At 66.5% G+C, this 24,357-nt stretch carries 30 protein-coding genes and 1 tRNA gene; 12 read left to right on the forward strand and 19 right to left on the reverse strand.

Going from position 1 to position 24,357, the window contains the following annotated elements; translation table 11 throughout:
• Window positions 1-67 precede the first annotated feature (67 nt).
• The 4 genes from NOF53_RS14550 to NOF53_RS14565 form a co-directional block, all read right to left on the reverse strand.
• Window positions 68-658: a DUF3618 domain-containing protein gene (locus NOF53_RS14550; RefSeq protein WP_255969613.1), complete on the reverse strand. Its 591-nt coding sequence runs from the start codon at window positions 656-658 to the stop codon at window positions 68-70.
• Window positions 655-1,080: a phage holin family protein gene (locus NOF53_RS14555; protein WP_255969616.1), complete on the reverse strand. Its 426-nt coding sequence runs from the start codon at window positions 1,078-1,080 to the stop codon at window positions 655-657. Before NOF53_RS14555 ends, NOF53_RS14550 begins: the two co-directional genes overlap by 4 nt.
• Complete coding sequence (locus NOF53_RS14560; protein ID WP_255969619.1) at window positions 1,077-1,967, reverse strand: hypothetical protein; 891 nt, start codon at window positions 1,965-1,967, stop codon at window positions 1,077-1,079. The genes NOF53_RS14555 and NOF53_RS14560 overlap by 4 nt, the downstream gene beginning before the upstream one ends.
• 210 nt (window positions 1,968-2,177) lie before the next feature.
• Window positions 2,178-2,807, reverse strand: a complete 630-nt coding sequence (locus NOF53_RS14565; RefSeq protein ID WP_255969622.1) for a TetR/AcrR family transcriptional regulator — start codon at window positions 2,805-2,807, stop codon at window positions 2,178-2,180.
• A 242-nt stretch (window positions 2,808-3,049) separates the two neighbouring features.
• Between NOF53_RS14565 and NOF53_RS14570 the strand changes: the two genes are divergently transcribed.
• Window positions 3,050-3,988 carry a metal-dependent hydrolase gene (locus NOF53_RS14570; RefSeq protein WP_255969625.1) on the forward strand — a complete coding sequence of 313 codons (939 nt, stop codon included), beginning with the start codon at window positions 3,050-3,052 and terminating at the stop codon, window positions 3,986-3,988.
• On the forward strand, window positions 3,988-5,145 hold the full coding sequence (locus tag NOF53_RS14575; protein WP_255969628.1) for a hypothetical protein: 1,158 nt from the start codon (window positions 3,988-3,990) through the stop codon (window positions 5,143-5,145). The genes NOF53_RS14570 and NOF53_RS14575 overlap by 1 nt, the downstream gene beginning before the upstream one ends.
• Before the next feature lie 53 nt (window positions 5,146-5,198).
• On the opposite strand, the gene NOF53_RS14580 is transcribed toward NOF53_RS14575, so the two are convergent.
• The 4 genes from NOF53_RS14580 to NOF53_RS14595 form a co-directional block, all read right to left on the reverse strand.
• Window positions 5,199-5,289, reverse strand: a tRNA-Ser gene (locus NOF53_RS14580).
• 56 nt (window positions 5,290-5,345) lie between these two features.
• Complete coding sequence (locus NOF53_RS14585) at window positions 5,346-5,537, reverse strand: CsbD family protein (protein ID WP_159918878.1); 192 nt, start codon at window positions 5,535-5,537, stop codon at window positions 5,346-5,348.
• Window positions 5,538-5,675: 138 nt separating this feature from the next.
• Window positions 5,676-6,134 carry a nucleoside deaminase gene (locus NOF53_RS14590; RefSeq protein ID WP_255969631.1) on the reverse strand — a complete coding sequence of 153 codons (459 nt, stop codon included), beginning with the start codon at window positions 6,132-6,134 and terminating at the stop codon, window positions 5,676-5,678.
• 10 nt (window positions 6,135-6,144) lie between these two features.
• Window positions 6,145-6,684: a tRNA adenosine deaminase-associated protein gene (locus NOF53_RS14595; RefSeq protein ID WP_255969634.1), complete on the reverse strand. Its 540-nt coding sequence runs from the start codon at window positions 6,682-6,684 to the stop codon at window positions 6,145-6,147.
• Between the two features lie 49 nt (window positions 6,685-6,733).
• Here NOF53_RS14595 and NOF53_RS14600 point away from each other — a divergent pair, with 49 nt between their 5' ends.
• A complete protein-coding gene (locus NOF53_RS14600; RefSeq protein WP_255970113.1) occupies window positions 6,734-7,702 on the forward strand; it encodes a prephenate dehydrogenase in 969 nt (322 codons plus the stop codon).
• A gap of 49 nt (window positions 7,703-7,751) precedes the next feature.
• On the opposite strand, the gene NOF53_RS14605 is transcribed toward NOF53_RS14600, so the two are convergent.
• Both NOF53_RS14605 and NOF53_RS14610 read right to left on the reverse strand, forming a co-directional pair.
• A complete protein-coding gene (locus NOF53_RS14605; protein WP_255969637.1) occupies window positions 7,752-8,339 on the reverse strand; it encodes a putative glycolipid-binding domain-containing protein in 588 nt (195 codons plus the stop codon).
• The gene (locus NOF53_RS14610) at window positions 8,336-9,430 is read right to left on the reverse strand and encodes a hypothetical protein (protein ID WP_255969640.1); all 1,095 of its coding nucleotides are present in this window, start codon (window positions 9,428-9,430) and stop codon (window positions 8,336-8,338) included. Before NOF53_RS14610 ends, NOF53_RS14605 begins: the two co-directional genes overlap by 4 nt.
• Window positions 9,431-9,608: 178 nt before the next feature.
• Between NOF53_RS14610 and NOF53_RS14615 the strand changes: the two genes are divergently transcribed.
• From NOF53_RS14615 to NOF53_RS14630, 4 genes are all read left to right on the forward strand, one after another.
• Window positions 9,609-10,754, forward strand: coding sequence for a DNA cytosine methyltransferase (locus NOF53_RS14615; RefSeq protein ID WP_255970116.1), 1,146 nt, complete (start codon window positions 9,609-9,611; stop codon window positions 10,752-10,754).
• A 17-nt stretch (window positions 10,755-10,771) separates the two neighbouring features.
• Complete coding sequence (locus NOF53_RS14620) at window positions 10,772-11,185, forward strand: very short patch repair endonuclease (RefSeq protein ID WP_255969643.1); 414 nt, start codon at window positions 10,772-10,774, stop codon at window positions 11,183-11,185.
• Window positions 11,186-11,292: 107 nt separating this feature from the next.
• Window positions 11,293-11,559, forward strand: a complete 267-nt coding sequence (locus tag NOF53_RS14625) for a hypothetical protein (RefSeq protein ID WP_255969646.1) — start codon at window positions 11,293-11,295, stop codon at window positions 11,557-11,559.
• 67 nt (window positions 11,560-11,626) lie between these two features.
• On the forward strand, window positions 11,627-12,283 hold the full coding sequence (locus tag NOF53_RS14630; protein WP_255969649.1) for a class I SAM-dependent methyltransferase: 657 nt from the start codon (window positions 11,627-11,629) through the stop codon (window positions 12,281-12,283).
• Window positions 12,284-12,426: 143 nt separating this feature from the next.
• Here the strand turns inward: NOF53_RS14630 and NOF53_RS14635 are convergent, their stop codons facing one another.
• Window positions 12,427-13,737, reverse strand: coding sequence for a serine hydrolase domain-containing protein (locus NOF53_RS14635; protein ID WP_255969652.1), 1,311 nt, complete (start codon window positions 13,735-13,737; stop codon window positions 12,427-12,429).
• A gap of 103 nt (window positions 13,738-13,840) precedes the next feature.
• Window positions 13,841-15,409: an MFS transporter gene (locus tag NOF53_RS14640; RefSeq protein WP_255969655.1), complete on the reverse strand. Its 1,569-nt coding sequence runs from the start codon at window positions 15,407-15,409 to the stop codon at window positions 13,841-13,843.
• 251 nt (window positions 15,410-15,660) lie between these two features.
• On the opposite strand from NOF53_RS14640, the gene NOF53_RS14645 reads away from it, so the two are divergent.
• Window positions 15,661-16,089: a DUF6325 family protein gene (locus NOF53_RS14645; protein WP_255969658.1), complete on the forward strand. Its 429-nt coding sequence runs from the start codon at window positions 15,661-15,663 to the stop codon at window positions 16,087-16,089.
• A 24-nt stretch (window positions 16,090-16,113) separates the two neighbouring features.
• A complete protein-coding gene (locus NOF53_RS14650; RefSeq protein WP_255969660.1) occupies window positions 16,114-16,443 on the forward strand; it encodes an SHOCT domain-containing protein in 330 nt (109 codons plus the stop codon).
• A gap of 9 nt (window positions 16,444-16,452) precedes the next feature.
• On the opposite strand, the gene NOF53_RS14655 is transcribed toward NOF53_RS14650, so the two are convergent.
• Window positions 16,453-17,370, reverse strand: coding sequence for a LysR family transcriptional regulator (locus tag NOF53_RS14655; RefSeq protein ID WP_255969663.1), 918 nt, complete (start codon window positions 17,368-17,370; stop codon window positions 16,453-16,455).
• Between the two features lie 114 nt (window positions 17,371-17,484).
• Here NOF53_RS14655 and NOF53_RS14660 point away from each other — a divergent pair, with 114 nt between their 5' ends.
• The 3 genes from NOF53_RS14660 to NOF53_RS14670 all read left to right on the forward strand — a co-directional run bounded on the left by NOF53_RS14660 (window position 17,485) and on the right by NOF53_RS14670 (window position 19,144).
• The gene (locus NOF53_RS14660; RefSeq protein ID WP_255969669.1) at window positions 17,485-17,829 is read left to right on the forward strand and encodes a YybH family protein; all 345 of its coding nucleotides are present in this window, start codon (window positions 17,485-17,487) and stop codon (window positions 17,827-17,829) included.
• A gap of 162 nt (window positions 17,830-17,991) precedes the next feature.
• Window positions 17,992-18,141: a hypothetical protein gene (locus tag NOF53_RS14665; RefSeq protein ID WP_255969672.1), complete on the forward strand. Its 150-nt coding sequence runs from the start codon at window positions 17,992-17,994 to the stop codon at window positions 18,139-18,141.
• 154 nt (window positions 18,142-18,295) lie between these two features.
• On the forward strand, window positions 18,296-19,144 hold the full coding sequence (locus NOF53_RS14670; protein WP_255969675.1) for a tyrosine-type recombinase/integrase: 849 nt from the start codon (window positions 18,296-18,298) through the stop codon (window positions 19,142-19,144).
• Window positions 19,145-19,149: 5 nt separating this feature from the next.
• On the opposite strand, the gene NOF53_RS14675 is transcribed toward NOF53_RS14670, so the two are convergent.
• The 6 genes from NOF53_RS14675 to NOF53_RS14700 all read right to left on the reverse strand — a co-directional run bounded on the left by NOF53_RS14675 (window position 19,150) and on the right by NOF53_RS14700 (window position 24,357).
• On the reverse strand, window positions 19,150-19,743 hold the full coding sequence (locus tag NOF53_RS14675; RefSeq protein WP_255969678.1) for a hypothetical protein: 594 nt from the start codon (window positions 19,741-19,743) through the stop codon (window positions 19,150-19,152).
• A 17-nt stretch (window positions 19,744-19,760) separates the two neighbouring features.
• Window positions 19,761-21,128, reverse strand: coding sequence for a hypothetical protein (locus NOF53_RS14680; RefSeq protein ID WP_255969681.1), 1,368 nt, complete (start codon window positions 21,126-21,128; stop codon window positions 19,761-19,763).
• Window positions 21,125-23,122 (reverse strand): phage tail family protein, encoded by a 1,998-nt coding sequence (locus NOF53_RS14685; protein WP_255969684.1) that lies wholly within the window; start codon window positions 23,120-23,122, stop codon window positions 21,125-21,127. The genes NOF53_RS14680 and NOF53_RS14685 overlap by 4 nt, the downstream gene beginning before the upstream one ends.
• A gap of 118 nt (window positions 23,123-23,240) precedes the next feature.
• On the reverse strand, window positions 23,241-23,555 hold the full coding sequence (locus NOF53_RS14690) for a hypothetical protein (protein WP_255969687.1): 315 nt from the start codon (window positions 23,553-23,555) through the stop codon (window positions 23,241-23,243).
• Window positions 23,556-23,559: 4 nt separating this feature from the next.
• Entirely contained in the window at window positions 23,560-23,937 is a 378-nt protein-coding gene (locus tag NOF53_RS14695) for an HK97-gp10 family putative phage morphogenesis protein (RefSeq protein ID WP_255969690.1), read from the reverse strand.
• A gap of 3 nt (window positions 23,938-23,940) precedes the next feature.
• Window positions 23,941-24,357 (reverse strand): hypothetical protein, encoded by a 417-nt coding sequence (locus NOF53_RS14700; protein ID WP_255969693.1) that lies wholly within the window; start codon window positions 24,355-24,357, stop codon window positions 23,941-23,943.

Below are 24,357 nucleotides of genomic sequence, written 5' to 3' on the forward strand. Positions count from 1 at the left end.
CGCTGCGACGCCGAACGCGCGCGCCCCGCTCGAGCGGTGAACCCGAACGGGGCGCCTGCGTCGCGACTCAGCGTTGCTGTTCTCGGACTGTGTCCTTCGCGTCGGCCGCACGGCCCTGCACGTTCTGAGCGGCGGACGTTCCCTCCTCCTTCACGGTGTCCGCGGCGTCGGTGACCGTCTCCTTGACCGCCTGGGTGGCGTTCTGGGCGGGTTCCTTCAGATTCTGGGCCGCATCTTTCGCGACATCGGTGAGTTCCTGAGTGAGGGGCTCGGCCTTCTCCTTCACGGCGAGAGCGGCCTGCTGTTCGCGCTCGCTCGCAGGAAGCATCGACGCCACCAGCAGCAAGCCGGCACCGAAGGCGATCAGTCCGGCCGCCAAGGGGTTGCCTTGCGTGTGTTGGCGCACCGCACCAGGTGCGGACTGCGCGGCGTCGGCAGCGGAACTCTGCGCGTCGGCGAGGCTCGACCCGGCGTCCTGAGCCGATCCCATCACGCGGTCGCGCACGCCGCTGACCGCGCCGGTCATCCTGCCCACCTTTCTCTTCGCGATCGTGGTGGGGTTCGCTTCCCGAGCGAGGGTGTCCACGTCGACGCTGAGATTGCGGCGTGTGCGTTCGATGTCGGCGCGGATACGGTCGGGATCTTGGCTGGTGGTCATGGCGACTCCTGGGGGCGTGGGGTGAGCGCGTCGGGAATTTTCTTGGCGGTGCCGGTGGTCTGCGGGAGGCCACGTGCCTTCTTCAGTGCCGCGCGACCGAGCACGGCGAGAACGGCGGCGATGATCGCCCACACGAGCATCACGACCAGCGCGGACCAGCCGCGTCCGATCGCGTTGCCGAGGCTCCACCACGCGGCAACGGACAGGAAGAGCACCGCAAAGTGCGCGGCTACCGCGGCGCCGGCCAGCATGCCCGCACCCTTACCGACACGGTTGGCGGTTTGCGTCGCTTCGGCTTTCGCGAGCGCCACTTCTTGCCGCATCAGGACGGTCAGATCTTCACTGACGTTCGACAGCAACTCGCCGATGGACGGCGGCTCGGTGCCGTTTCCCTCGGCCCGGGCTCCGTAGGGTGCGTTCATCGCGTCACGTCCGGGCCGGCAGGCGGGTACCCGGTTTCCGGATAGCCGGACTCCTGGGCGTATCCGGGTTGCTGCGAGTATCCCGGCTGCTGGGTGTACCCAGGCTGCCCGGCATATCCGGGCTGGGCGTATCCAGGCTCCGTGTATCCCGGCTGCTGCGGGTATCCCGGCTGGGTGTAGCCGGGCTGTGGCGGATTCTGGGCGGGCGGGTACTGAGACGGCGGGTACTGCGGGGGCGCGTCGTGTAGATGCTCAGGCTCCGGAGGCATTGCGCCGGCACCCGGCAACTCCGGCGGCCACTGTTCACTCTGACCGCCGCGGGCTCGGTCCGTGGCCGAGGCATCGCTGTCGTCGTTCGCGGACATCAAGGAGCGGCCCAGTCGGCCGGCGACCAATCCGGCGCCGGCGGCGAGAGCGAGGAAGGTTCCTGGCTTGCGCCGCGCGAATCGGGTCACCTCGTCGAGAACGTGCCCGGGCTCGCGGTCGTCCAGCCACGAGGCGATGGCATGTGTTTTCTCGGCAACCTGCATCGTGAGATCGGTCGCCATCCCCGACTGCTCCGAGTTTCTCGCCATCGATCCGAACTCGTCACCGAGGGCACGCAGACCCGACGCCACCCGCTTCTGCTGCGTAGCCGCCTGATCGGTCAATTCGCTCCGTGTTTGCCGCAGGAGGTCCTTGGCCTGCTGCGTCGCCTCGCCGGCGACATTCTGCGCTTGTTCACCTGCCACTCCGGCGACGTGTTTGCCCGCCCCGGCCGCGTCACTCGCGACTTCGCTCGCCTGCTGCTTCGCGACGTTCGTCGCCGACTCGTCGCGGGGGTGCGTTGTGGGACCGGCCCACGCACCCGGTTGGTCTTGTGTGGGGTTACCACCGGAAATGGTCATGTGTTGGCCCTGCCTCCTGCGTGAACGTGGATACGCGTCGGTCGGTCCGAAGCGGACGTGTTTGTTGCAGTTACCCCACGGCCTCGGCCCGAAACAGGCTGGCACACATCGATTCGGGATCTTGCGAAATATCCCTGATAGCAGAGAATTCACCGGCTGAAAGCCGAGATCAACCCGTTCGAGGGCCGGCACGGGCAAGAAGCCTCGCCCCTAAACTCCTCGATCCGGCGCGACCGACTGGATCGGGGCAACGATCGCAGGACCCATCCAGCGTCGGAGGTAACGCCGCATGTCATCGTCGCTCCGCGGCGGACTTCCCGGGGAAACGAAGAACGACTGCATCGTTCGAAGCACGTACTCGACGAGATCCTGAAGTGCGGGGTCGTCGTACCCACAGCGCTCCCAATCGACGTCGAAGCGCTTGATCATCGTCATTCCGAAGGTGTGCGCCTCGTGCGAGGTGAGGCCGTCGGGATCGACGTTCGAGTACGAACTCGACAGCAGTATCCCCAGGTGGGGCGTCCGACGCACCTCGGCCAGTGTGTACACCACTGCCTCGGTCATCGCGTCGACAGGATCCTCGATGCCTTCGACTTGCCGGGCCAGCCGATCCAGGAATCCGTCGACGGACGCAATGGCCGCCGCCCGCATCAGAGCGTCGGCGCTGGCGAAGTATCGGTACACCGTCTGGCGGATGACGCCGAGCGACTCCGCCACGTCGGCGATGCTGATCGCCGATCCCGTTCGTCCGATCAGTTCCACTGCAGCAGCAACGATTCGGCGGGACGCTTCCTCGTCGTTGCCGGGTGGACTACCGCCCCACCCACGCCTTCGTGCCACTGCCCGCTTCCTCGGATCGAGTTCTGTCCGCCCAGCGCGCACAACCCACGGCGGGTGCGCGCCCATCCGGATGAACGGCGACGCTACCACAGGGTCCGGGCCGTCGGCCGAGGCGTCATTCGGCCCCGGAGGTACGAAAGTAATCATACAGTTCGGTCTCCATATGTATGATTGTCGCCACTGTGGCTTCGACGCATCGAACGGGGCCACCCAGCCCGCTTCGAAAGACGAGGTATCGCACCGTGACCGATCTTCAAGTCCGAAAGATGCGCTTTGCGTTCGCGGATTACGACGTTCCCTTCGTGTGGAACGAAGAGAATCCGGCCTTTTCGAGCATGGCCAACGCGGTCTCGTTCCTGGCGATCGGCTTCGAGAAGATGATCGTGAAGATGATTCTCCAAACCAAGCCGCTGATCACCGATCCCGCCGTTGCCGCGGAGGCGGACGCCTTCATGCGCCAGGAAGGGCAGCACTCGACGGCCCACCGCCAACACGTCAAAGGCCTGATCGATCGGTACCCGGGACTCCAGGAGACTCTCGACGAGGTGATCGGAGAATTCGACCGGCTCACCGCCCAGACCTCGCTGAACTACCGCCTGGCGTACACCGCCGACTTGGAAGCAACCTTCACTCCGGTGTTCAAGCTGATGCTCGACAACGATTCGACGCTGTTCCGGCCCGGAGACGACCGGGTCGCGTCATTGTTCATCTGGCACTTCGTCGAGGAAGTCGAACACCGAAGTTCTGCGCTCATCATCTTCGATTCCGTTGTCGGAAGCGACGTGTACCGGATGCGGATGGCGCCGTCGATCTTCCGGCACGTGCTGAAAGTGATCCGAATCGCCTGCGAAGGATTCAACCAGCATGTCCCCGTCGAGGATCGCAAGGTCGATGCCCTGTCGATGTTTGCCTCGTACCGGCGTCAACAGAACCTGCGCAAGCGGTTGCCACTGCTGCGCGCGGAGAACAACGGCCTGATGATGCGCGCGTTCGACGATCTTCCGCTCGGCAAGCAACTCACTGCGTTGGTGGGCATCATCCGCAGTCAGCTGCCGAAACACAACCCGGACCACGAGAAGCTGCCTGCACTCGCCGACGTGTGGTTCGAGCGCTACGACGCCGGCTACGACGTCACGCACTGGTACACCGCAGGGACGGTCGCGTCTTCGGAGGCGAACTGATGGCGGATCGTTGCTCACCCACGTTCGACCAACTCGCGACGGAACTCGGCTTTTCGTGCCAGGAAGCCGGTGGACTCGTCGAGGTCCGCAGCCCGCTGGCGTTGGAGAACTGGACGCTGCCGGTTCTCGAAGCCACCATCGTTCTCGGTTCCGTGCTCGCGCTCGTCCTCGCGATCGTGCGCTTGCGACGGAACGGCGATCCCACCAACCTGGTGCTCTGGTTCGGCGCGACCGCGTACCTGTTCATCATCGAGCCACCCCTGTACTTCCCCGCAGCCTTCGGCATCGAGGACCACGTGGACACGATGTTCGCGCACAACGTTTTCACCGTGGACTTCCTGTGGGGTCGACTCCCGCTGTACATCATCGCGATCTACCCGTTGATGGCCACGTTGGCCTTCGAGATCGTCAGAATGCTCGGAGTTTTCCGTCGATACGGGGTTCTCGTCGGTGCGGTCTGCGTGGGCTTCGTCCACCACGCCTTCTACGAGATCTTCGACCATCTCGGACCGCAGCTGCGGTGGTGGGAGTGGTCGACCGAGAATCCGCTCAACCAGCCGATGTTCGATTCCGTGCCGCTCCCGAGCGTCGTCGTGTTCGCCGCGCTGTGGCCGATGTCGCTGGCGTTCTGCGTCCAATTCTTCGTCGGTCGTCACGTCGACCGAGGTCAGCGCTTCTCTGGCCTCCAGTTGGTGTGGCGCACTGCCGTCATCGGTGTACTGGCGTCGCTGGGCACGTTCATCCTGCCGCTCCCGGCGACGGTCCTCGGAATGGGAAGCACAACCGCCCGCGGGGTTCTCTACGCCACGGAACTGGTCGTCGTCACCCTGGTCGCGACGTGGATTCTCGTCCGCCAGTGGTTGGCGCTGCGCCGGGGGAATTCGGATGTTCCTGCGTACACCAACGACTTCGTCCGGCGCTACAGCGTGGTGTACCTGAGCGTGATGGCGCTGCTCTGGGTCAGCGCGTTGCCCGACTACGCGGGCACGGTCGACGGCGTCACGAGCAACGGCGATCCCGTCGGGAATCTCTGGTACACCGCGGCATGCTTCACCGTCGCAATACTCTGTGTGGTCGCCACCTTCACCGTGCCACACAGACAGCCTGCAGGAAACAACATTGCTTCAGCCGGAGCACACGCTGCAACAGGCACGTAAACGCAGGAAAGCCCCTGACCTGGTCGCAAGGACCGGATCAGGGGCTTTGCCCTTGGCGGTGGCGGAGGGATTTGAACCCTCGGACGGGGGTTACCCGTCACACGCTTTCGAGGCGTGCTCCTTAGGCCGCTCGGACACGCCACCGCCGGTGACTTTACCGGATGTGGCGCCCGAGCCTGAAATCGCCAGGTGGAGCCGCTTTACGTGAGCTTGTCCTTGAGGTTCGACGCGGCGTCCTTGACCTTCTCGCCGGCGTCCTTGACAGCGGACGACGCCTGGTCGGCCTTGCCCTCGTCGCGCAGGTCCTTGTCGTTGGTTGCTTTGCCTGTGGTTTCCTTCGCCTGACCCTTGAGGTCTTCGGCCTTGTTCGACGCTTTGTCTGCGATTCCCATGAGATACCTCCGTGAATCCGTTTCGGACCCGGTGCCGGGCCCGGCGGCGCCTCGTTCAGCGCCTGTCTCCAGAAAAGCACGGGTCGTGCCGACCCGGCTACACAATGTCGAGTACCCCACGAAAACGTTTGAAACCGGTCAGCGGCGTTCTCGGAAGAAATCCTCGAGGATTCCGGCGCACTCGTCTTCGAGAACACCCCCGCGGACCTGCGGCCGGTGCGTGAGCCGGCGGTCGCGGACTACGTCCCAGAGGGAGCCGACTGCCCCGGTTTTCGGCTCCCATGCGCCGAAGACCACGCGCGACACCCGCGCGAGCACCAGCGCTCCGGCACACATCGTGCACGGTTCGAGCGTCACGGCCAGCGTCGCACCTTCGAGGCGCCACCCGTCTCCGTAGACCCTCGCCGCTTCCCTCAGCGCCATGATCTCCGCGTGCGCTGTCGGGTCCGACATCGCCTCACGCGAGTTGACGGCCCGCGACACCTCGACACCGTCAGCGTCGAACACCACGGCGCCCACCGGCACATCGGCGTCGGTGGCGGCCCGGGCCGCCTCGATTGCCGCGCGGATCATCCGCTCGTCGTCCTGAAGTGTCACTGGATGCGAACTAACGCGGCAGTTTGTCGAGAACCCCCGACAGCTCCGTGGTGAAGCCCAGTCGCTGAGCGATCATGCCCAGTTGCTCGTCCGGATACAGGTCCGTTTCGGCGGTGATGACAGCCAGCACCGGTTCGGGCAGTCCCAGGTCGGCGAGGAGAGAAAGATCACCCTCCTCCCACGGCTCGACGTCGTCGAGGTCGTCCGGGTCGATGTCGGGCACCTCGATGTTCAGTGCATCCAGCACGTCGGCGGCGATGTCGTAATCGATGGCCGCGGTGGCGTCGGACAGCAGCAGTCTTGTGCCCGACGGCGCAGGCCGCAGGATGATGAAGAATTCGTCGTCCACGTCCAGCAGTCCGAAGAACGCGCCCGCGCTGCGGAGGGACCGAAGTTCCTCCTCCGCGGTACTCAGACTGGTCAGAGCAGCCGAGGTGAGGGCCTTGACTTTCCATCGGCCGTCCTCGTGTACTACCGCGACACCGAAGCCCTCCAGATCCTCAGCCCGATCCGACGAGGCGCTGTTGTTTCCCGCGCGCTGTGCACCCATGAGCGCAACGGTAGCCCGCGGGGTGCCGGTAAATGAAGTCCGCACACGAATGTGCCAACCTGATCGGGTGTCTGATACCCCTTCCGCACCTCCGGTGTGCGTGCTCGGCCTGGGCTTGATCGGCGGTTCACTGCTGCGTGCGGTGGTCCGGGCGGGACGCGAAGCGTGGGGTCACAACCGATCCGCGCCGTCCGTCGACGCCGCCCGGGCGGACGGTTTCGACGCCGACACCGATCTGGTCGCGGTACTCCAACGTGCGTCGGCAGAGTCGGCGCTGATCGTGATCGCGGTCCCTGTGCCCGCGGTCGCCGCCACTCTCACCGCGATCGCCCTGTACGCACCGAACTGCTCGATTACCGATGTCGTCAGTGTCAAGGCGGAAGTCGCGGCCGCTGCAGCCCGTCAGGGACTCGCCGACCGCTATGTGGGCGGGCACCCGATGGCCGGGACGTCGGCGTCGGGGTGGAGCGTCGGCAGCGCCGACCTTTTCCGCGAGGCGGTGTGGGTGGTCGGCACCGACGACGGCGTCGACCACAGAATCTGGACGCAGGTAGCGCAACTGGCATTGGACTGCGGATCCGTCGTCGTACCCGCCGAGTCCGCCGAACACGATCGTGCGGTCGCGCGGATCTCGCACCTCCCGCATCTGCTGGCCGAAACCCTGGCCGTGACCGGCGCGGCAGGTGGGCCGCTGGCGCTGGGACTGGCGGCGGGGTCGTTCCGTGACGGCACTCGCGTCGCCGGGAGCGCGCCCGGCCTCGTTCGCGCCATGTGCGAGGGAAACCGGGAGGCACTACTGATCGCCTTGGACGAAGCGCTGGACCTGCTGCAGACCGCGCGAACCGAACTGGCCGGGGAGTCGTCCACCGCGACGCTCGTCGACGCCGGACACGCCGCCCGCACCAGGTACGAGAATCAGGAGACCTGGGACATTACGGGCATCGTGCCCGGCAACGACGGCTGGATCGAGGCGATGCGCGATGCGGGCCGCCGCGGGGGGCGGCTCCGCCGCCTGTGAGTGCTCGACGAGTGCAGAGACTCGCTAACCGCGCACGAGCGCGAAGCGCCTAAATCCGTTCCGCCAGCCCCGGGTAGTCGAGGATGAACCCTGCAGCGTCGACGGTGACCGAGGAGCTGGACACCGGCGACAGGACGTGAATTCCGTCCGGACCGCTGCTGTACGTGAGGATGGCGCCCTCCACCCGGAGGTCGAGGAGGTTGACGTAGACAACAGGCACCTGGATGTCCTCGGAGCCGAGATGCAGCCCGTATCGCCGGATCGGCAGGGTGTTGAAGAAAGGGCTGAGCACCATATCCACGTCGAGGGCACCGTCGAACGTGGAGCGCTGGTGCTGAGCACCGTGCTGCACCATCCACGTGCCTTCCTCGTCGCGGCTGATCGACATCTGCCGCTCACCTGCGGCGACAGACGTGCGCAACGAGAGTCGCCGGGTGACGCCGCTCTCGTCGGTGACGAGGTCGTAGGAGGCGCTGAACGCGGGATGATCAGGGCATTCGCCGCCGATGATGCGGCCGGCAGCCTTGATGCGGTCGCCGCTGAGCTGGACACGCACCGATTCCATACGGGGTGCGTTGGCCGCCCGCCACGTCAGTACCGCAGGCCAGGACGGGGCACCGGAGTCTTGGATGCTCACCTGTCTACGGTAAGCGACGACGGCTCGCGGGGTGGCAATGGGCCGAGTTTCGTTGCAGCAGAGTTGCCGAGATCGGGTGCCCGGGCGCGATCCATCGCCGCGATGCGCGCGGAGAACACGGTGAGGGCACTCAGGCCGACGGCCACGTTGAGGAGCGCCCCGAATTCCTGGGCCACGAAATCGAAGACTTCGGTGAGCAGCACGGTCACGAGCGCCGCAGACCGCAGGAACTGCAAGGGCCACATCTTGCCGTTGCGCAGACGCAGCGTCGCGCTCCCGCACAGCACGAACGCGATGGCCGAACCGACGAGCTGACCGATGGTGGTGACATCCGCGCCGGCGCCGCGCAGGTCGTCGCCCAGGGTGATCACGGCACTGATCAGACCCAGCGTGGAGAAGACGGTGAGCCCGACAGCGGCCGTCCACAGCATCCCCGGGCCCTTCGCGAACTCAGGCGTCGCCCGTCGCGCGACTTCCCGCACCGACGGCACCACCCGCCCGCGCCGCTCAGGACAGTGGTCGAGCAGGTTCGCAACCGACGCGAGCGTCGACGCATCCGCACCCGCCTCCCCGGCGCGCCGGAGTTGTGCGAGCGCCTGATCCCGCCGTACACGATCCAGGCCGCGGTCGAGGCCGCCGAGGGCGATGGCGGCGGCGTTGGCGACGTCTTCGGTGACGGTCGGCGGGCGCACGTCGTGCAACCACCGATTGACCAGCAGCAACACCACGATTACCACGTACATGATGGCGACGGACGGCCGGTAGAAGTAGTCGTTGGTTTTGGTGACGAACTTACCGATCTCGTCGAGAAACAATCCGAATCCGATGCCACCCACGACGACGGCCACGACTCGTGGTTTCCGGCCGAGAAACGAGAACACCGTCACCAGGGCCACGATCATGCCGAGCCCACCCCAGAGCACGTGCGCGATGTGGAGAGAGGACCCCCCGACCTGGGGATAACCCGTCAGGTGGAGGTAGGCGCGGGTAAGCAGAATCGTGAGGATGCCGATGATGACGAACGCCTCGACGAGACCGCTACCCTGGGCGTCGCGCACAAACAGTGACCTCTCGCGAAACCCGGGATTCATGGCCGCCTCCCTGCGTTCCCACCCACAGGAAGTCTAGGACTCCGGCAGGTCGAAATGTCCGGTGTTGCCCGCAGTCGGCAAGTACACACGGGTCGTTGGTCAACCTCGGGGCAGATCTCGAGTAACGTTCTCGGGTGACTGGTTCGTGAGGAAGGGTGCCGTGACGTCAACCGGGAGCATGGTGGGCCTGTTCGCCGGTATAGGCGGGCTCGAGTTAGGTCTCCGAGAGCACGGCTGGGACACCGAACTGCTCTGTGAGATCGATCCGGGCGCCCAGGCGGTTCTCCGTACCCGATTTCAGGACGTACCGGTGCATGCCGACGTCACGAAACTGCGGTCCCTCCCCCAGGACATCGAGTTGGTCGCCGCCGGATTCCCCTGCCAGGACCTGTCCCAGGCGGGCCGGACGGCCGGCATCACGGGATCGCGGTCGAGTTTGGTGGACGAGGTGTTCCGGTTGGTCAAACGGCGCAAGGGTCCCCGCTGGCTGCTCATCGAGAACGTGCCGTTCATGTTGCAGCTGGGCCGAGGCGCCGCTATGAGACACATCACCGACGCCCTCGAGGACCTCGGGTACATGTGGGCGTACCGGGTGGTCGATGCCCGGGCCTTCGGGCTTCCGCAACGGCGTCAGCGGGTTCTGATGCTCGCTTCGCGGACCGAGGACCCTCGTCCGGTGTTGTTCGGTGAGGACGCCGGGGAACGCCCGGTGGGTGATCCTGCCGACTTCCCGTGCGGCTTCTATTGGACCGAGGGCACGCGTGGACTCGGCTGGGCGGTCAATGCGGTCCCGACACTCAAGGGTGGTTCTTCCGTCGGAATCGCCAGCCCGCCGGCCGTGCGGTTGCCGTCGGGCGAGATCGTCACTCCGGGCCTGATCGACGCCGAAAGACTCCAGGGCTTCGATCCCGACTGGACCGCTCCGGCCGCGCTCGTCCCGGGTCTGCGCAACAGCCATCGGTGGAAGCTCGTCGGCAACGCGGTGAGCGTGCGGATGGCGTCGTGGGTAGGTGGACGTCTGGTGTCGCCGGGAATCTATGAGCGCAGCATCGAGACTCCCCTGAATCCTGGCGATGCGTGGCCCGCCGGGGCCTGGGGAATGAACCGGCAAGCATTTCGGGTGCACACCTCGACGTGGCCGGTGCAGGAACCCTACGAGGACCTCAGTGGATTTCTCGAGGACACCCGGCTGCTGTCTGCCCGCGCGACTGCGGGATTCCTCAAACGGGCGCGGATGGGCAACCTGCGGTTCATCCCGGGTTTCATCGACGACGTCGAGAGCCACCTCGACCGTATGGGCGGGTTCCCGCAGGCCGCGGCCTGACGGACCGGCACTTGCTCATGCCCTCCACCGATCCCGCCACCAGTGCCCGGATGCGGGCGCAGCGGCGGCGCGACACCGTTCCCGAACTGGGACTGCGCCGGGAACTGCACCGGCGCGGGGTGCGGTTCTTCGTGGACCGGGCCCCGGTGAAGGGCATCAGACGACGCGCCGACCTCGTGTTTCCCCGCCGCAAGGTGGCGGTGTACGTGGACGGCTGTTTCTGGCACAGCTGTCCGGAGCACGCCACCTTCCCGAAGAACAACGCCGAGTGGTGGGCCGACAAGCTCGCCGGCAATGTCACCCGTGACCGCGATACCGACGCCCGGCTCGCCGAGTCCGGCTGGACGGTGGTGCGGATCTGGGAGCACGAAGACCCCGTCGAGGCGGCCGACCGCGTGCAACTTGCTTTGGGCACCGTCGAACGGCCTTGACTGTGCGGTGCACAATTTTGCACCCTCGGAGGTATGGCTGAGCAGGAAAGTTCGGTGCAGGATGGTGTCATCGGAAAAACTCCCACGCCTTCCCCCGGAGGAGCATCATGATCCGCCAGTTCTTCGCGGCGGCCTCCATTGCGCTCGCAGCGGTAGCCGGACCTCTTCTCGGTGTCGGTCCGTTTGCCGCGGCCGCACCGGGCGACACGTACATCAGCAATTCCGTCGCCAACCCGGCGGATCAGGCGTTCTGCGACGATCAGGCAGCCCTCGCCAATAACCTGGCAGCCAAGGGCGACTATGCGCGGGCCGACGGCGTCGCGTCTTCGGCGAACATGAGCGGTTGCCGTATCTTCACGTTCCAGGCGTCCTAGTTCGCGCAGTTTGCCGGTTCGGCAACATAACTTTCACCTGGCCCAGGTTTGGCCGCACAGTGGAGCCATGACGCATCTTCACGAGCACGACCCGAGCGATTTCTACAGCCAGGAGTTCTGGGATGAGCGGTACAGCTCGACCGGTGCGGTGTGGAGCGGAAACCCCAATCCCCGCGTCGTGGAACAGCTGGCGAGTGTCACACCGGGCCGCGCTCTGGACATCGGCTGCGGCGAGGGGGCGGATGTCATCTGGCTGGCCGCGAACGGCTGGGACGCCACCGGCGTCGACGTGTCGATGGTGGCGCTCGACCGCGCCGCCGCACGGGCAGCAGAGGCCGGTGCTGCGGTCGCGGCGCACACCACTTGGCAGCAGGTCGACATCCGGTCGTGGGAGCCGCCCGCCGGACAGTTCGATCTGGTGTCGGCACAGTTCATGCAACTGCCGGAGCCCACACGTGGAGACCTGCACCGTCGTCTGGCGGCGGCCGTGCGACCGGGCGGGCACCTGCTGATCGTGGGCCATCACCCCGCCGATCTGAAGACTTCGGTGGGCAGACCCGACGTGCCGGACATCATGTTCACCGCGGAACAGGTGGCTGCCGCGCTCGAACCCGAAAGCTGGGAGATCCTCGTGTGCGCGGCCCCCGAGCGCGAGATCCAGGATCCGGAAGGAAACCTCGTCGCCATCCAGGACGCGGTCCTGCATGCCGTTCGGCGGCACTGACGATCGCCCCTCTACTCGGCCCGCCTCCGGTGTACGAACGGGACGCCGGTTCGATCTAACGCAACGAGCGTCCCGTTCGCACGCCAGGACCCCACACTCAACCGTCGAATGCGGCGGCAACGGCCTCGGCGTCGCGGTCGCGATCAGCTGGTGGGAGGCGTGGCGGACGTCGACGGCTGCGGCGTCCCCGGAGTAGACGGGGGCGTAGACGTCGCATCGGGATCCTGCGCATCGGCGCGCAGCCGATAGACGTGGTCCGGGGAAATGATTTCCGTGATGGCGGTGGCCAGCGTGGTGCTCGGCTCGCTGCCCTCGAATGGGACGTCGGTGTTGATCATGATCGCGAGGGTCGTTTCCTTCTCCGGCAGGTACACGCAGACTGTCTGGTAGCCAGGAATGCTGCCGTTGTGCCCGATCCAGCCGGCGATGTCGAAGATGCCCAGGCCGTACCCGACATCGGTCGGCAGACCGGGCGCGTTCACCGTCTGAAGTCGTTGCTCCTGGGTGGCCGGCTTCAGCAGCGTTCCCGTGGCCAGGGCGGGAACCCAGATGTGCAGGTCCTCGAGGGTGGAGATCATGGCGCCGGCGGCCCACCCCCAGGACGGATTCCAGTCGGTGGCCGCGGCTTCCTTGCCGTCCGCCGTCTGCTCGGTGTAACCCTGCGGGTGCGGTTCCGGGAAGGCGTTCGAGTTCGGGAAACTCGTGTCGGCCATCTCGAGTGGATCGAGAATCTTCTGCGTCACATAGTCAGCGAGCGACATTCCACTGACCTTTTCGACGACGAGTCCCAGCAATGTGGTGTTTGTGTTGGAATACTCGAAGCCCTGCCCTGGCGGGAACGTCGCGGGTTGCGCGAACGCGTAGCCGAGGAGCTGCTGGGGAGTGAAGTTCGCTTTCGGGTCGGCGATCAGCGCCTTCTGGAAGTCCTCACTGGCCGAGTAGTTGGCCAATCCGCTCTGCATTCGGGCCAACTGGCGGATCGTGATCTGATCTCCCAGCGGTACGCCGTCGATGTACTTCGCGATGGGGTCGTCGAGGCCGACCTTGCCCTCGTCGACCAGCTGCAGCACACCGGTGACGGTGAATGTCTTTGTCACACTTCCGATCCTGCTGTAATCATCGGTCGTCATCGGTGTGCCCGACGACTTGTCGGCAACACCGAACGCTTTCACGTAGTTGCCGTCGGCGCCCCACACGCCCACCATCACCCCGGGAATCGAGGCCCTCGCCATCGTGTTCTCGATGGCCTCGTCGAGACGCTCCGCGACTGCGGAATCGAGCTGCGCGCCTCCCCCGGCCGCCGACGTGCCCGCCTGTGACGTCTGCGTCGCCGATGTGGCCGACTGGTCAGAGGCATCCTCCGCACACGCTGCCGTGGCCACCAGCAGCACAGCCGCTGCGGCCGCGACCAGCCCTCGTCTCCGATTCGCCTTGGTCACGACCTGAGCTGTCATCGTGCTGTTCCCCTCGTCGGTGTGCCCTTCGGAAAACTTACTCCGCTACCGCCGGACGAACGTGTCTTTCGGCGCTTCGACTACGCCGAAAGGTCCATTCGCCCTACGTGCCACGCTGTTCCGCGTACTCCGTCATCAATCGCTTCTCCTCCTCACGGTGCGGATAGAAGGCGAACACCACCACGGCGCCGGCGCACACCACCAGGATTGCGGCGAGGTACGCCCTGGTGTCCCCGTCGAGGAAGGCGCTGCGTGCGGCGGCGATGATCTGGTCCGCGTACTGGGGATAACGTTCGGCAAGCACTTCCGCACTGGAGTACGACTTCGTCAGCGCAGCCTGCGTTTCCGGCGTCACCTGTCCGGCATTCGGCGACGCGGCAATCGCCGAGGACAGCGACTTCGCGTATCCCGCAGTGAGTACCGCACCGAGGATCGACTGCATGATCGCGCCGCCGAGGTCGCGTTGCAGGTCGGAGGTGCCGGACGCCATCCCCGCCCGCGACACCGGCACCGAACCGGTGAGCGAACGCGACGCCGGTGTTCCCGCGAACCCGACACCGATTCCGACGAATGCGTACGCCACCCCGACCTCGAGGTATTGAGCGTTCTCGTTCCACAACAGCAACGCGACCAGCAACCCGAGGACCACGAACAGGTACCCGAGCAGAAGGGTGAAGCGCGCGCCGTGTGATTCGACGAGTTTCGCCGACCGGGGCGCGACGATCACCATCGCGACGGCGGCCGGAATGATCGCAGACCCCGCAGCCAGAGTGGAGTATCCGAGCACGTTCTGCAGGAACTGCTGACCGATGAACATGGCGCCCATCAGCGCACCGAACACAATTACCCCGCCCACGGCGGCCACCCAAAACGTCGGCCTCGCCGCCACGTGGAGGTCGAACAACGGGTGCGCCGCGCGGCGTTGCTGCAGGTAGAACGCCACCCCGGCGGCCAACGCGATCACACCCAGCCCGATGGCCGTCGCGCCGGCACCGTCGACGGGCGCAAAGTTGATCGCGAGGATGAGTGCTGCGATGAAGACCACCGAAATGACACCACCGAGGTTGTCGACCGGATCGGTGGTCTCGTTGACGTGAGCCGGCACCCATACTGCGGCGCAGACGAGGGCCAGACCGGCGAGGGGCAACGTCACGAAGAACACCGCACCCCAGTGGAAGTGTTCGAGGAGTGCACCCGAAACGATCGGCCCGAGCGAGGAGATCGCCCCGCCGAGAGCCGACCACAATGCGATGGCCTTGGTGCGCGGCGGACCCGACCACAGGGCAGTGATGATGGCCAGGGTGGTGGGGAAGGCAAGGCCCGCGGAGATGCCTCCGAGAACGCGCGCGAGGAAGAGTATTTCGACGCTTCCTGCAAATCCGGCAATCGCCGAGGCCGGCAAGGACAGCGCCATTCCGAGCACCAGCATTTGTTTGCGCCCGTACCGGTCGCCGAGCGCACCGAGATAGAGCACGGATGCGGCCAGACCCAAGGAGTACGCCACGGCGACCAGGTTGAGCTGGGTCTGGCTCGCATCGAAGGCGCGGCCGATGTCGGGCAACGCCACATTGGCCACCGAGAGATTCAAATTTGCTACTGCAGCAACGAGTATCAGTGTCGCGAGGATGAGCGTCGCCCGGGCGGGCGCCTGCGTCGATGCGGTTCTGGTCACCGGTCAGCTCCTCGGATGCTCGTCGCTCGGCGTTGCGCTGTCGACCGCCTCGGTCGGCACGCTCCGGGGGGGGTGAACACAAGCGCGCCGAGTGAAGACATGCACCACCCGTCTCTTCCGGCGACAGGACAACAGCTTTTTCACGAGCGTCACAGAATTCGGGTTTCCCGACATCACCCGTCGTGGATGATGCGCACCGCGCTGCCGGTCGCGATCATCGACACCAGGGCATCCACGGCACAGGGAGAGACATGACGAATACAGCTGCTGACGTCGGACCGGTCGCGTTTCTGTTCCTCACATTCCCTGGGGATCGCGCCGATCCCGCCGTGATCGAATCATTCCGAGAGGTGGTCGAGCAGGGCACCATCGCCATCCTCGACCTCGTCTTCCTCGCCAAGTCGGAGAACGGGGCGCTGCGGCAGGTGGAGGTGGACGAAGACCTCGATAGCATCGGTCTCGCCGCATTGTCCCTCGAGGCCAAGGCACTTATCAGCGATGAAGACCTCGACGTGGTCCGAGAATCACTCGAACCGGGGACTTCGGCGGTGGCCCTGGTGTACGAGCAGACGTGGGCGCGCAAGCTGGCCGCCGCTGCACGTGAAGCCGGCGGCGAGGTGGCGCTTCATCTGCACATTCCCCGCGAAGTGGTCGAGACCGCGATCGCCGCGGCGAACTGACATCTCACAGAACGGAGTACGCGCATGGTGTTTCGAGGTCCACGACGTGCGGGGCGGCCCGGTCTACTCGGCGTGGTTGCCAGGACCGCGGTGATCACCGGCACCGCACGGGCGACGTCCAACGCGATGAACCGACACGCCGCCAACAAGGATGCGGACGAACAAGCTCGCGCCGACCAGGCCGCCCAGCAGGCGTACGCCGAACAACAAGCGGCGCAGGCACCACCGGCCCCGGCATCCGCAGGTGGCGACGACCTCGTGTCGCGTATTCAGGAACTCGCGCGTATGAAGGATGCCGGCATTCTCACCGACGAAGAGTTTGCGGCAGCGAAGGCGAAACTCCTGGGGTCGTGAGGCTGGGCGCTATCGGAGCGCGGGAAGCTGCGTCGCCTCCGCCTCCGCCTCCGCCTCAGCGAACGCGCGCCGCGTGTGCCGAACCAGCTCGCGAAGTGCGGGTCTGGCAGCACTCTTCCAGACCAGTGCCAGCACCGCAGGGATCTCGACGTCCTCGAGGACGAGCGCCGTCAGCTCATCGAATCCGGCGGCCATCGACTCGCTGAGGATCGCGACCCCGAGTCCGCGGAGGGCGAGGTCCGCGACCGTGTCCGGGGCGCTGGCCTGTAACGCGATGTTCGGCCGGATATCCGACACCGCACACGCCTGATCGAACACCGTCCGGATTCCCGTTCCGGCGGGCATACATACGATCGCATGGTCGCAGAGTTCGGCCAGTGTCACGCTGGTTCGGCCTATCAGTGGGTGATTTGGCGGCACAGCGGCGACCAATCGTTCCTTGATGATCGGAAATGCCTCGAGCCCGTCGGGCGGTGTGGTGGCCGTGCCGACGAGAGCCAGGTCGATGTCTCCGCTGCGGACTCGCTCGACGAGGTGATCGGAATTGTCTTCGAGCAGCGATACATCGACGCCAGGATGCGCGCCGTGGAATGTCGCCAATGCGTCGAACAGGCCGGTGACGGTACAGGCGGTGACCATGCCGACCACCAGTCGACCCCGGACCAGCTGATTCACGGCGTCCACGGCGTCACGCACCCCGGCAGCGGCAGCGAGTGTGGCGCGCGCATGGACGAGCGCAGCCTCTCCGGCCGCGGTCAATCTGGCCGTCCGAGTCGAGCGGTCGATGAGGGCGGCTCCGAGGTCGTGCTCGAGCTGTCGGATCTGTGCGCTGATGCCCGACTGGCTGATGTGCACCCGCAGGGCGGCCCGCGTGAAATTGGCTTCCTCCGCCACGGCGACGAAGTACTCGAGCTGACGCAGTTCCATAACCTCTAATTCTAGTCTTCAGAAAAACTATGCGTTGGACTTCCTCTCCGGCGAGCACGATTCTGGAAGTACCCAACGAAATCGAACGAGAGGACTCCTGTGTACGAGAAGGCCATGAAGCCCGAAGACCTCACCCGACTGTTCGTCGAGCGGAGCAACGCCGGCGACGCGGCTGGAGTCGCGGCGCTATATGAGGAGAACGCCGTCATGGCATATCCGCCCGGAGGTCGGACCGTCGGCCGTGAGGCGATCCGGAAGTTGTGGGAATCCGTCCTTGCCCACGCGCCGCACTTCGAGCTGGAGACTCCCCTGCCCACCCTGATCAGCGAGGACATCGCCCTCACCTCGACCCCACCGAAAGACGGTTCGGGAGCCCGCGCCCAGGTGGTGCGTCGGCAACCCGACGGTTCGTGGCTTCGCCTGCTCGACCAGCCGGAGTTCGTCACGCCCAGCGCCTGAACCCGCGCGGATTTCGATCCCGCAGATGCGAGAAACCCCCTCACCCGGTGTGGTAAGGGGGTTTCTCGTTGTGCGCCCGAAGGGATTCGAACCCCTAACCTCTTGCTCTGGCGCCAGGCGGCGGCGTAGCTGGGACGTTGCCGACGCGATGGGGGTGGCGGCGTGATCGGGCCGCGGGTCGATGACGCGCTCGAGCAATGGCAGGCGCTCACCGAGCGGGAGCAGCAGTACGCGCTCGGAGTACTCGCCTCGATGAATCCGCAGGTGTTGCTCGACGCGGTGGCGTTCGTCCGCAAGGCCCAGTTCCGCTGATCCGTTCGGGAGCGGTGGCGTGCGTGCTCGTCACGAACAGCGCCCCCCGATAGATCGCGGGTTGGTACGTAAGTTGTTACAGATTTCGTGACCTGCACCGATAAAGCCGTTCGGTAACTAGTCAGTAACCGCCTCGAGGGGGGAGTATCCGCGCATGACTCGAACGATTCCGAACGGTTGGATTTCTTTTCTGGAGGCCTTCACCCTCGCGTTGCGGGCGGCGGGCAAACCACAGACAACGATCTCCACACGTCTGAATCACCTGCGCCGGTTGGCCCGCACTTGCGGCCACCACTCCCCCTGGACGCTCACCGGAGACCAGCTCGTCGCATGGTGCGGTCGACAGGACTGGTCGAGCGAAACCCGACGCAGCTACCGAGGAACGCTGCGCGCGTTCTGGTCGTGGGGGGTCGAGACCGGGCAGGTGGCCGAGAACGCGGCGGCGGCTTTGCCGAAGGTGCCAGCGTCACGGCCGAGGCCGCGGCCCGCGCCGGAACGGGTCTACGCCGAGGCGCTGGCGGTGGCGCGGCCACGCGAGCGGTTGATGTTGCGCCTCGCCGCCGAGTGCGGGTTGCGCCGCGCCGAGGTGTCGCGAATTCACGCCGAGGACATACTCGAAGACCTCGACGGGTGGTCGCTGCGTGTGCACGGCAAAGGTGGCCGAGAGCGAATCGTGCCGATGCCAGCGTCGCTGGCGGTCGAGGTGCGGCGCGGTGCGGCCGGGCACACGCCGGGTCACGGTGCGGCGGGGTGGTTGTTCCCAGGAGACGACGGTGGGCACCTGTCTCCGCGATGGGTGGGCAAGCTGGTGACCCAGCTACTGCCCGGCGCGCACACCATGCACGCGTTGCGGCACCGATTCGCCACGCGGGCCTACCTGGTCGACCGCGACACGTTCACCGTGCAGGAATTACTCGGTCATGCGTCACCGGACACGACTCGCCGGTATGTGTACGTTCCGCGGGAATCACTACGGCGCACCGTAGACGCAGTGGCGGCGTGAGCCGATCAGCTCGGCCGGATCAGCGTCGCGCTGAACGCGGCGCGGTCACCGGGGACGGTCGTGCTGCCCAGCACGTTGAGGGCGGCGCCGTTGTTCTGGAATGCGATCACACGTATCAGGTCGTTGACCTGCAGCAGTGCTTGGAACGCCACGTCGTTGCAGGCGGCCAGGCCGGTGGGCGGTATTTCGTTGCGCCGCAACTCGAGCAGCGCGCCGGAGCGGTTGCGCTGCACTCGCAGGATGCGGGTGCCGTTGGCGCCGAACGCCCACGGCAGCGAGGCGGTGATGGCGTAGACGCCGGTGCGGCGGATCGTGATGCCGGTGGCGCCGAGCATCGCGGGCCGACCGGCGCTGGTCTCTGTGTCCCAGTCGATGTGTGTCCAGGACACATAGGTATCGGTGGCGTTCGGTATCGACTGTGTGGTTTGCCGGTAGCCCTGCGCGGACTCGGGCGGCGTGTACGTCACCGGGGGCACCTCGGCCGCGGACAGCACCGTCTCGAAACGCTCGGCCAGCGCCTTGACCTGGTTGGCGCCCTGGTAGATCGGATCGGTTTGCAGCGGGTAGGGCAGCTGGTAGATGGGTGTCTGTCCGGGCATTGTCGTTGTCTCCCTTGTCAGTTCGGCGTGTAGATGGTGCCGAGTGTGTTCGGCCAGCGCGTATCGAACCACGACACCGAGCCATCGAACGCCCACGCGGGCGGCGGCGCCGCCCAGGTGATGCCCGTGTGCATCGAATCCCAGATCGGCGGGGTCGTCGCGGACGTGTCGTTGACGGCTTGCAGTTTCGTGGTGACACGCCAGTGCCCGCCGGTGTGCTCGATCGTCCCGCCGATGATGGCGAACACCGGCGGCACCGTCTCGAGCCACGCCGAGAACGCCGAGCCGTTGATGTAGACAACGCCCTGCGTCTCGGCGCCGAGCGTGAGTACCTGCGCCACCTTGATCGACGGGAACCCACCGTCACGGGCGGTGTCGATGATGGCCGGTGGATGCTGCGGCAGCGATCCCTCGACCTGACCGCGGGCCAGTACCTCGGTCAGCACCGGGTCGATATGCACACCGTCGTCAATCCACGATGTGAATGTGACTGTGCGCCTGCCGTTCTGGTTGTCGTCGGCGGCGGACAGCACCGAGACCCAATCGCCACCGCCGTTCGGGCGGTCCTTCCACGATGCTTCGACGCGGGTCACGACACCTTGCGGGGAGAGTTGCAGCGGGCCACCGGCGCCAGCCTCGCAACCGAGTATCCCGATACCGGGGTAAGTCACACTGTCGTACACGATGTCTGAGGCTTGGATGTAGATACGGCCACCGCGGACCACCGCCCATATCGCCATACTGTAGCTGCGCCGGTACAGGTGGCGCACGACGTTCTGCTGCGGGTTGTAGCTGAACGTGTCGCCCATGCTCATGTAGAACTCGGCGTTGAGGTCGGCCAGCGAGCGGCCTTTCACGTCGAGCGGCCAGCAGGAGATGTTGACCGAGCCGGGGTAGAAATAGAACTCGTCAATATCGGCCACCACCTGCGCGGCGTCGGCGATTCTGTTGGCGCGCACGATCATTGTTTCCGTGGGCCAGGTCTCGGGCGGCAGCATGATATTCCCGAGGTCGGCGTCTTTACCGGCCGCGGTGACCGTGACTATCCAGCCGCCGGCTCGGGTGCCGGTGGCAGGCTCGGCCTGCGCGTCGGTCACGCGGCCAGCGAAACAACACCAGTTCGTTGCCACGTCGTTGGGATCTTCGGCGTGTAGCGACAGCCGCCGACCGATGGCGGCGCGTCCCTTGATGCGGGCGGGCCAGTTCCCGGTGCGGTCGTAGAACGACAGGGTGGCGGTGGCCGGTCGGGCGTGCGAGATGTAATCGTCTCGGCCCCACTCGATCACCACACCGTCGAGGGAGAGCGGTTGACTGTCTGCCTGGTCGGCGCTGCACGCGACGCGGGCACCGTCGAACATCACATAGGGGCGCGGGTTGACGGTCATCCGAGGGCCACCGCGGCGACGTGTCCCAGCGTCCGATCCCGGCCGCGGAGTAGGTCATTGATCTGACGGGCCGTCGACTGCGGGTCGACGGCGCCCTGCACGGTGACGGTCACGTTCGTGATACTCACCGGGCCACCACCACGGCCAGCCAGACCGGCAGCCCAGTCGAGCGACGGGGCCGCGGCGGCGGTCAGCTCGGGGGCCGCGGCACCGAACGGGGTGAACGGGGCCGGGAGGAACCGGAACGCCGGAGCCTCGGGCACACCGAGCAGCTCGGGCATGGCGCCGCCGAACAGGGAGGTCAGCCAGCCGGGCGGCGACGGCCAGGAAATGCTCGAGATGAACGAGATAAGCGACTGCACCAGGCCGATGATGGTTTCGATGGGACCGGCCAGCGCACCGAACGCGGCCGAGCCGATCGACCCGGCCACGTCGAACGCGGGGCCGAGCGAACCGAGCAGCCCGGTCAGCAGCGAGATTGCACCGGCCAGCACACCGGCGACTATCCCGGCCATCGACGCCAGAGCGTCGACCACGCGGATGATGCCGGGGGCGAGCTCGGCCATCAGCGACGCCAGCGGCGGCAGGATGGCACCGGCCAGCTGCACCAGCGGCGGCAGCAACGGGATCAACGCCAGCATCAGCGACAGAAACGACGTGGCCAGCTGCGGCAGCACCGGGGCCAGCGCGTTGATGGCCGTGGTCAGTTGGCCGGCGAACGTCACGGCCACCTGCGCCAGCACCGGGGCCAGCTGCGCGAACGTCGAGGTAATGATGGGCAGGATCGGGGCCAGGGCACCGGCCAGCGCCGACGCCACCTGACCGATGGCCGGGGCCAGCTGCGCGAACGTCTGCGCCATCACGGGCAGCACCGGGGCCAGGGCGCCGGTGAGGGCCTGCACGACGGTCGTCAGTGCCGGGGCCAGCGCCGACACCGCACCGGCCAGCCCACCGGCCAGGGTGGCGGCCAGCTGGGCGATCAGCGGCAGCAGCGGGGCCGCGGCGGTGAGCAGCTGCGCGAACGCCTCACCGATGGGGCCGATGGCCGGGGCCAGTGCTTGCACCGCGGAGGCCAGGGCGCCGCCGATCACGGTGGCGATCTGGGTCAGCGGGCCAGTCAGATCGGTCAGTACGCCGCCGAGCGAGGTGAACACCGACCCGAGGACGGGGCCGATCACGGCGCCGAGCTGGCCGAGCAGCTGCACGAACGGGCCCAGCAGGTTCGCCACACCGGTCAGCGCCGCGGCGAATCCGTCGAACACCGCGGTCAGGGTGCCGTTCGCGGCCAGGTTGGAAAGGGCGGTGCCGATGGAGTCGAGCACGTTCCCGAACGCGGCACCGAGCTTGTCGGCCACCGGCAGCACCGCGGCGCCGAGGTCGAGGAATCCTTGCACCAGCTTGGCCAGGCCGGGGCCGAGTGCCGCGGTGAACTTGGCGGATGCGTCGATCATCGCCTGTAGGGCGCCCAGGCCGGGGCCGGTGATCTGGTCGACCACGGTCGAGAACACCGACGACACCGCCGACGCCACGCCTTGCATCTGCGGGGTGATGGCGTCGAGCAGCCCGCCGAGCTTGGCGAACGCCGGGGCCATCTCCCTGGCGAACGTCGAGGACACCGCCGACTTGAGCGCGTCGAACTGCGGTTTGATACTCGACGCCGCTTCCTTGATGCCGTCGAGACCGAGCATCACCGCGGCCAGCGCCGGGGCCATCGCGGCGCCCAGGGCCAGGGCGCCGAGTCCGACCGAGCCGAGCGCGCCACCGAGCAGCGCGGTCAGCGTCAACACCTTGGCGATCTTCGATATCAGGTCTTTGAATCCCGATGCTGCGCGGCCGATCCCGGCGGCGATGCGGGCACCGAATCCGGCGCCGGACAGCCGTTCGATGCGGCGTTGCAGCCGCTCGACCTCGCGGGCCGTGCGTTGCATGGCGCGGTCGGCGACACCACCGTCGCCGACGATGCGGATGGAAAGTATGGCGGTGCGCCCGGCCATGCGTGTCAGCCCTTCTCGGATGCGGTCAGTAGCACGTCGATGGCGGTGGCGATTACCTCATCGGACTCGGCCAGCCACGCGGCCGGTGTCTGATTCGTCGCCACCGCCAGCTCGACAATCAGTCGCTCGACAGTGCCGGACTCGTAGGGTCCACGATGCGGGCCACCTCGGCCTCGTCGTCGTCACCGATCTCAGCGACCGCGGCGGCGGCATTGCAGAACGCATCGAACCCACCATCGAACAGGCCGTTGCGGCGCAACGCCGAGAACGCCAGGAAGTTGGCGAACAGCAGCGGGTCTTCCTGCGGGCCGTCCCACTTGTGCTTACGGCGCGTCGAGCTGTAGGCCATCTGGTCGGCAACGATGGCGGTCACGTTGCGGTGAACGGTGCCGTCGACCATCTCCACGTCGAACACAAACCTGTTGATACTCATAGCTTTACGTCCCCTCCACTTGGTCGAGCAGTCGCTCGACGTGTCTCATGTATGCGCTCGTCCACGCTGGCTCGGTCGCCTCGGCGGCGTTCAGGATGAACGGTTGCGCGCGGATATTGCGGGCGGGCCAGCCCCAATGGATCGGGCCTGCATAGGGCACCGACTTCTTCCCGGCGCGCACGATCCCGGCGCGGGCCGTGCCCGCGGCGCGAATCGACTGGTCGAGCCGACCCGATACCCGCGGCACGCGGGCGCGGCTGGCACCGGCCACCGTGTCGGCCGCGCCGCGGTTGATGGCCTTCAGCTCGTCCATGCCACGACCAGCCGCGCGCAACGTGCGGCGCAGCTGGTCGGCGCCGACCAGCTCGAATAGGGCGGCCATCGGTTACGGCGTGGGATCGGTGGCCACCGGCGGGCCGACCAGCGCCCACTCGACCTCGGCAGTCGGCTTGGTCTTGACGTCGCCACCGATGGCCAGCGGGTCGACGGTGAGGATGCCGGTGAACTCCTGGCCGACCGCGGTCGACGGGGTGAACTTGAACGGCACCTGCACACCGGCGTTGGTGAGCGACCACAGGTTGATACCGCCCTCGGTCAAGTCCTGCACGATCGTCGCGTTCAGCGACCAGCTGTAGGTGATCTCACCGGGCAGCACGTCACCGCACAGCGTGGGCAGATCGTCGTCAGCGTTCTTGTCGGGCACCAGCTGGGCGGCGGTGATCTGGCAGGAAATATCGATCACGGTGCCGACCTCACCGAGCGAGAGCGTGCCCGGTCCCATTTTGTAGCTCTTGACTGGCAT

It is taken from the genome of Rhodococcus tibetensis, assembly GCF_024438035.1.
GTDB classification, from domain to species: domain Bacteria; phylum Actinomycetota; class Actinomycetes; order Mycobacteriales; family Mycobacteriaceae; genus Rhodococcus_F; species Rhodococcus_F tibetensis.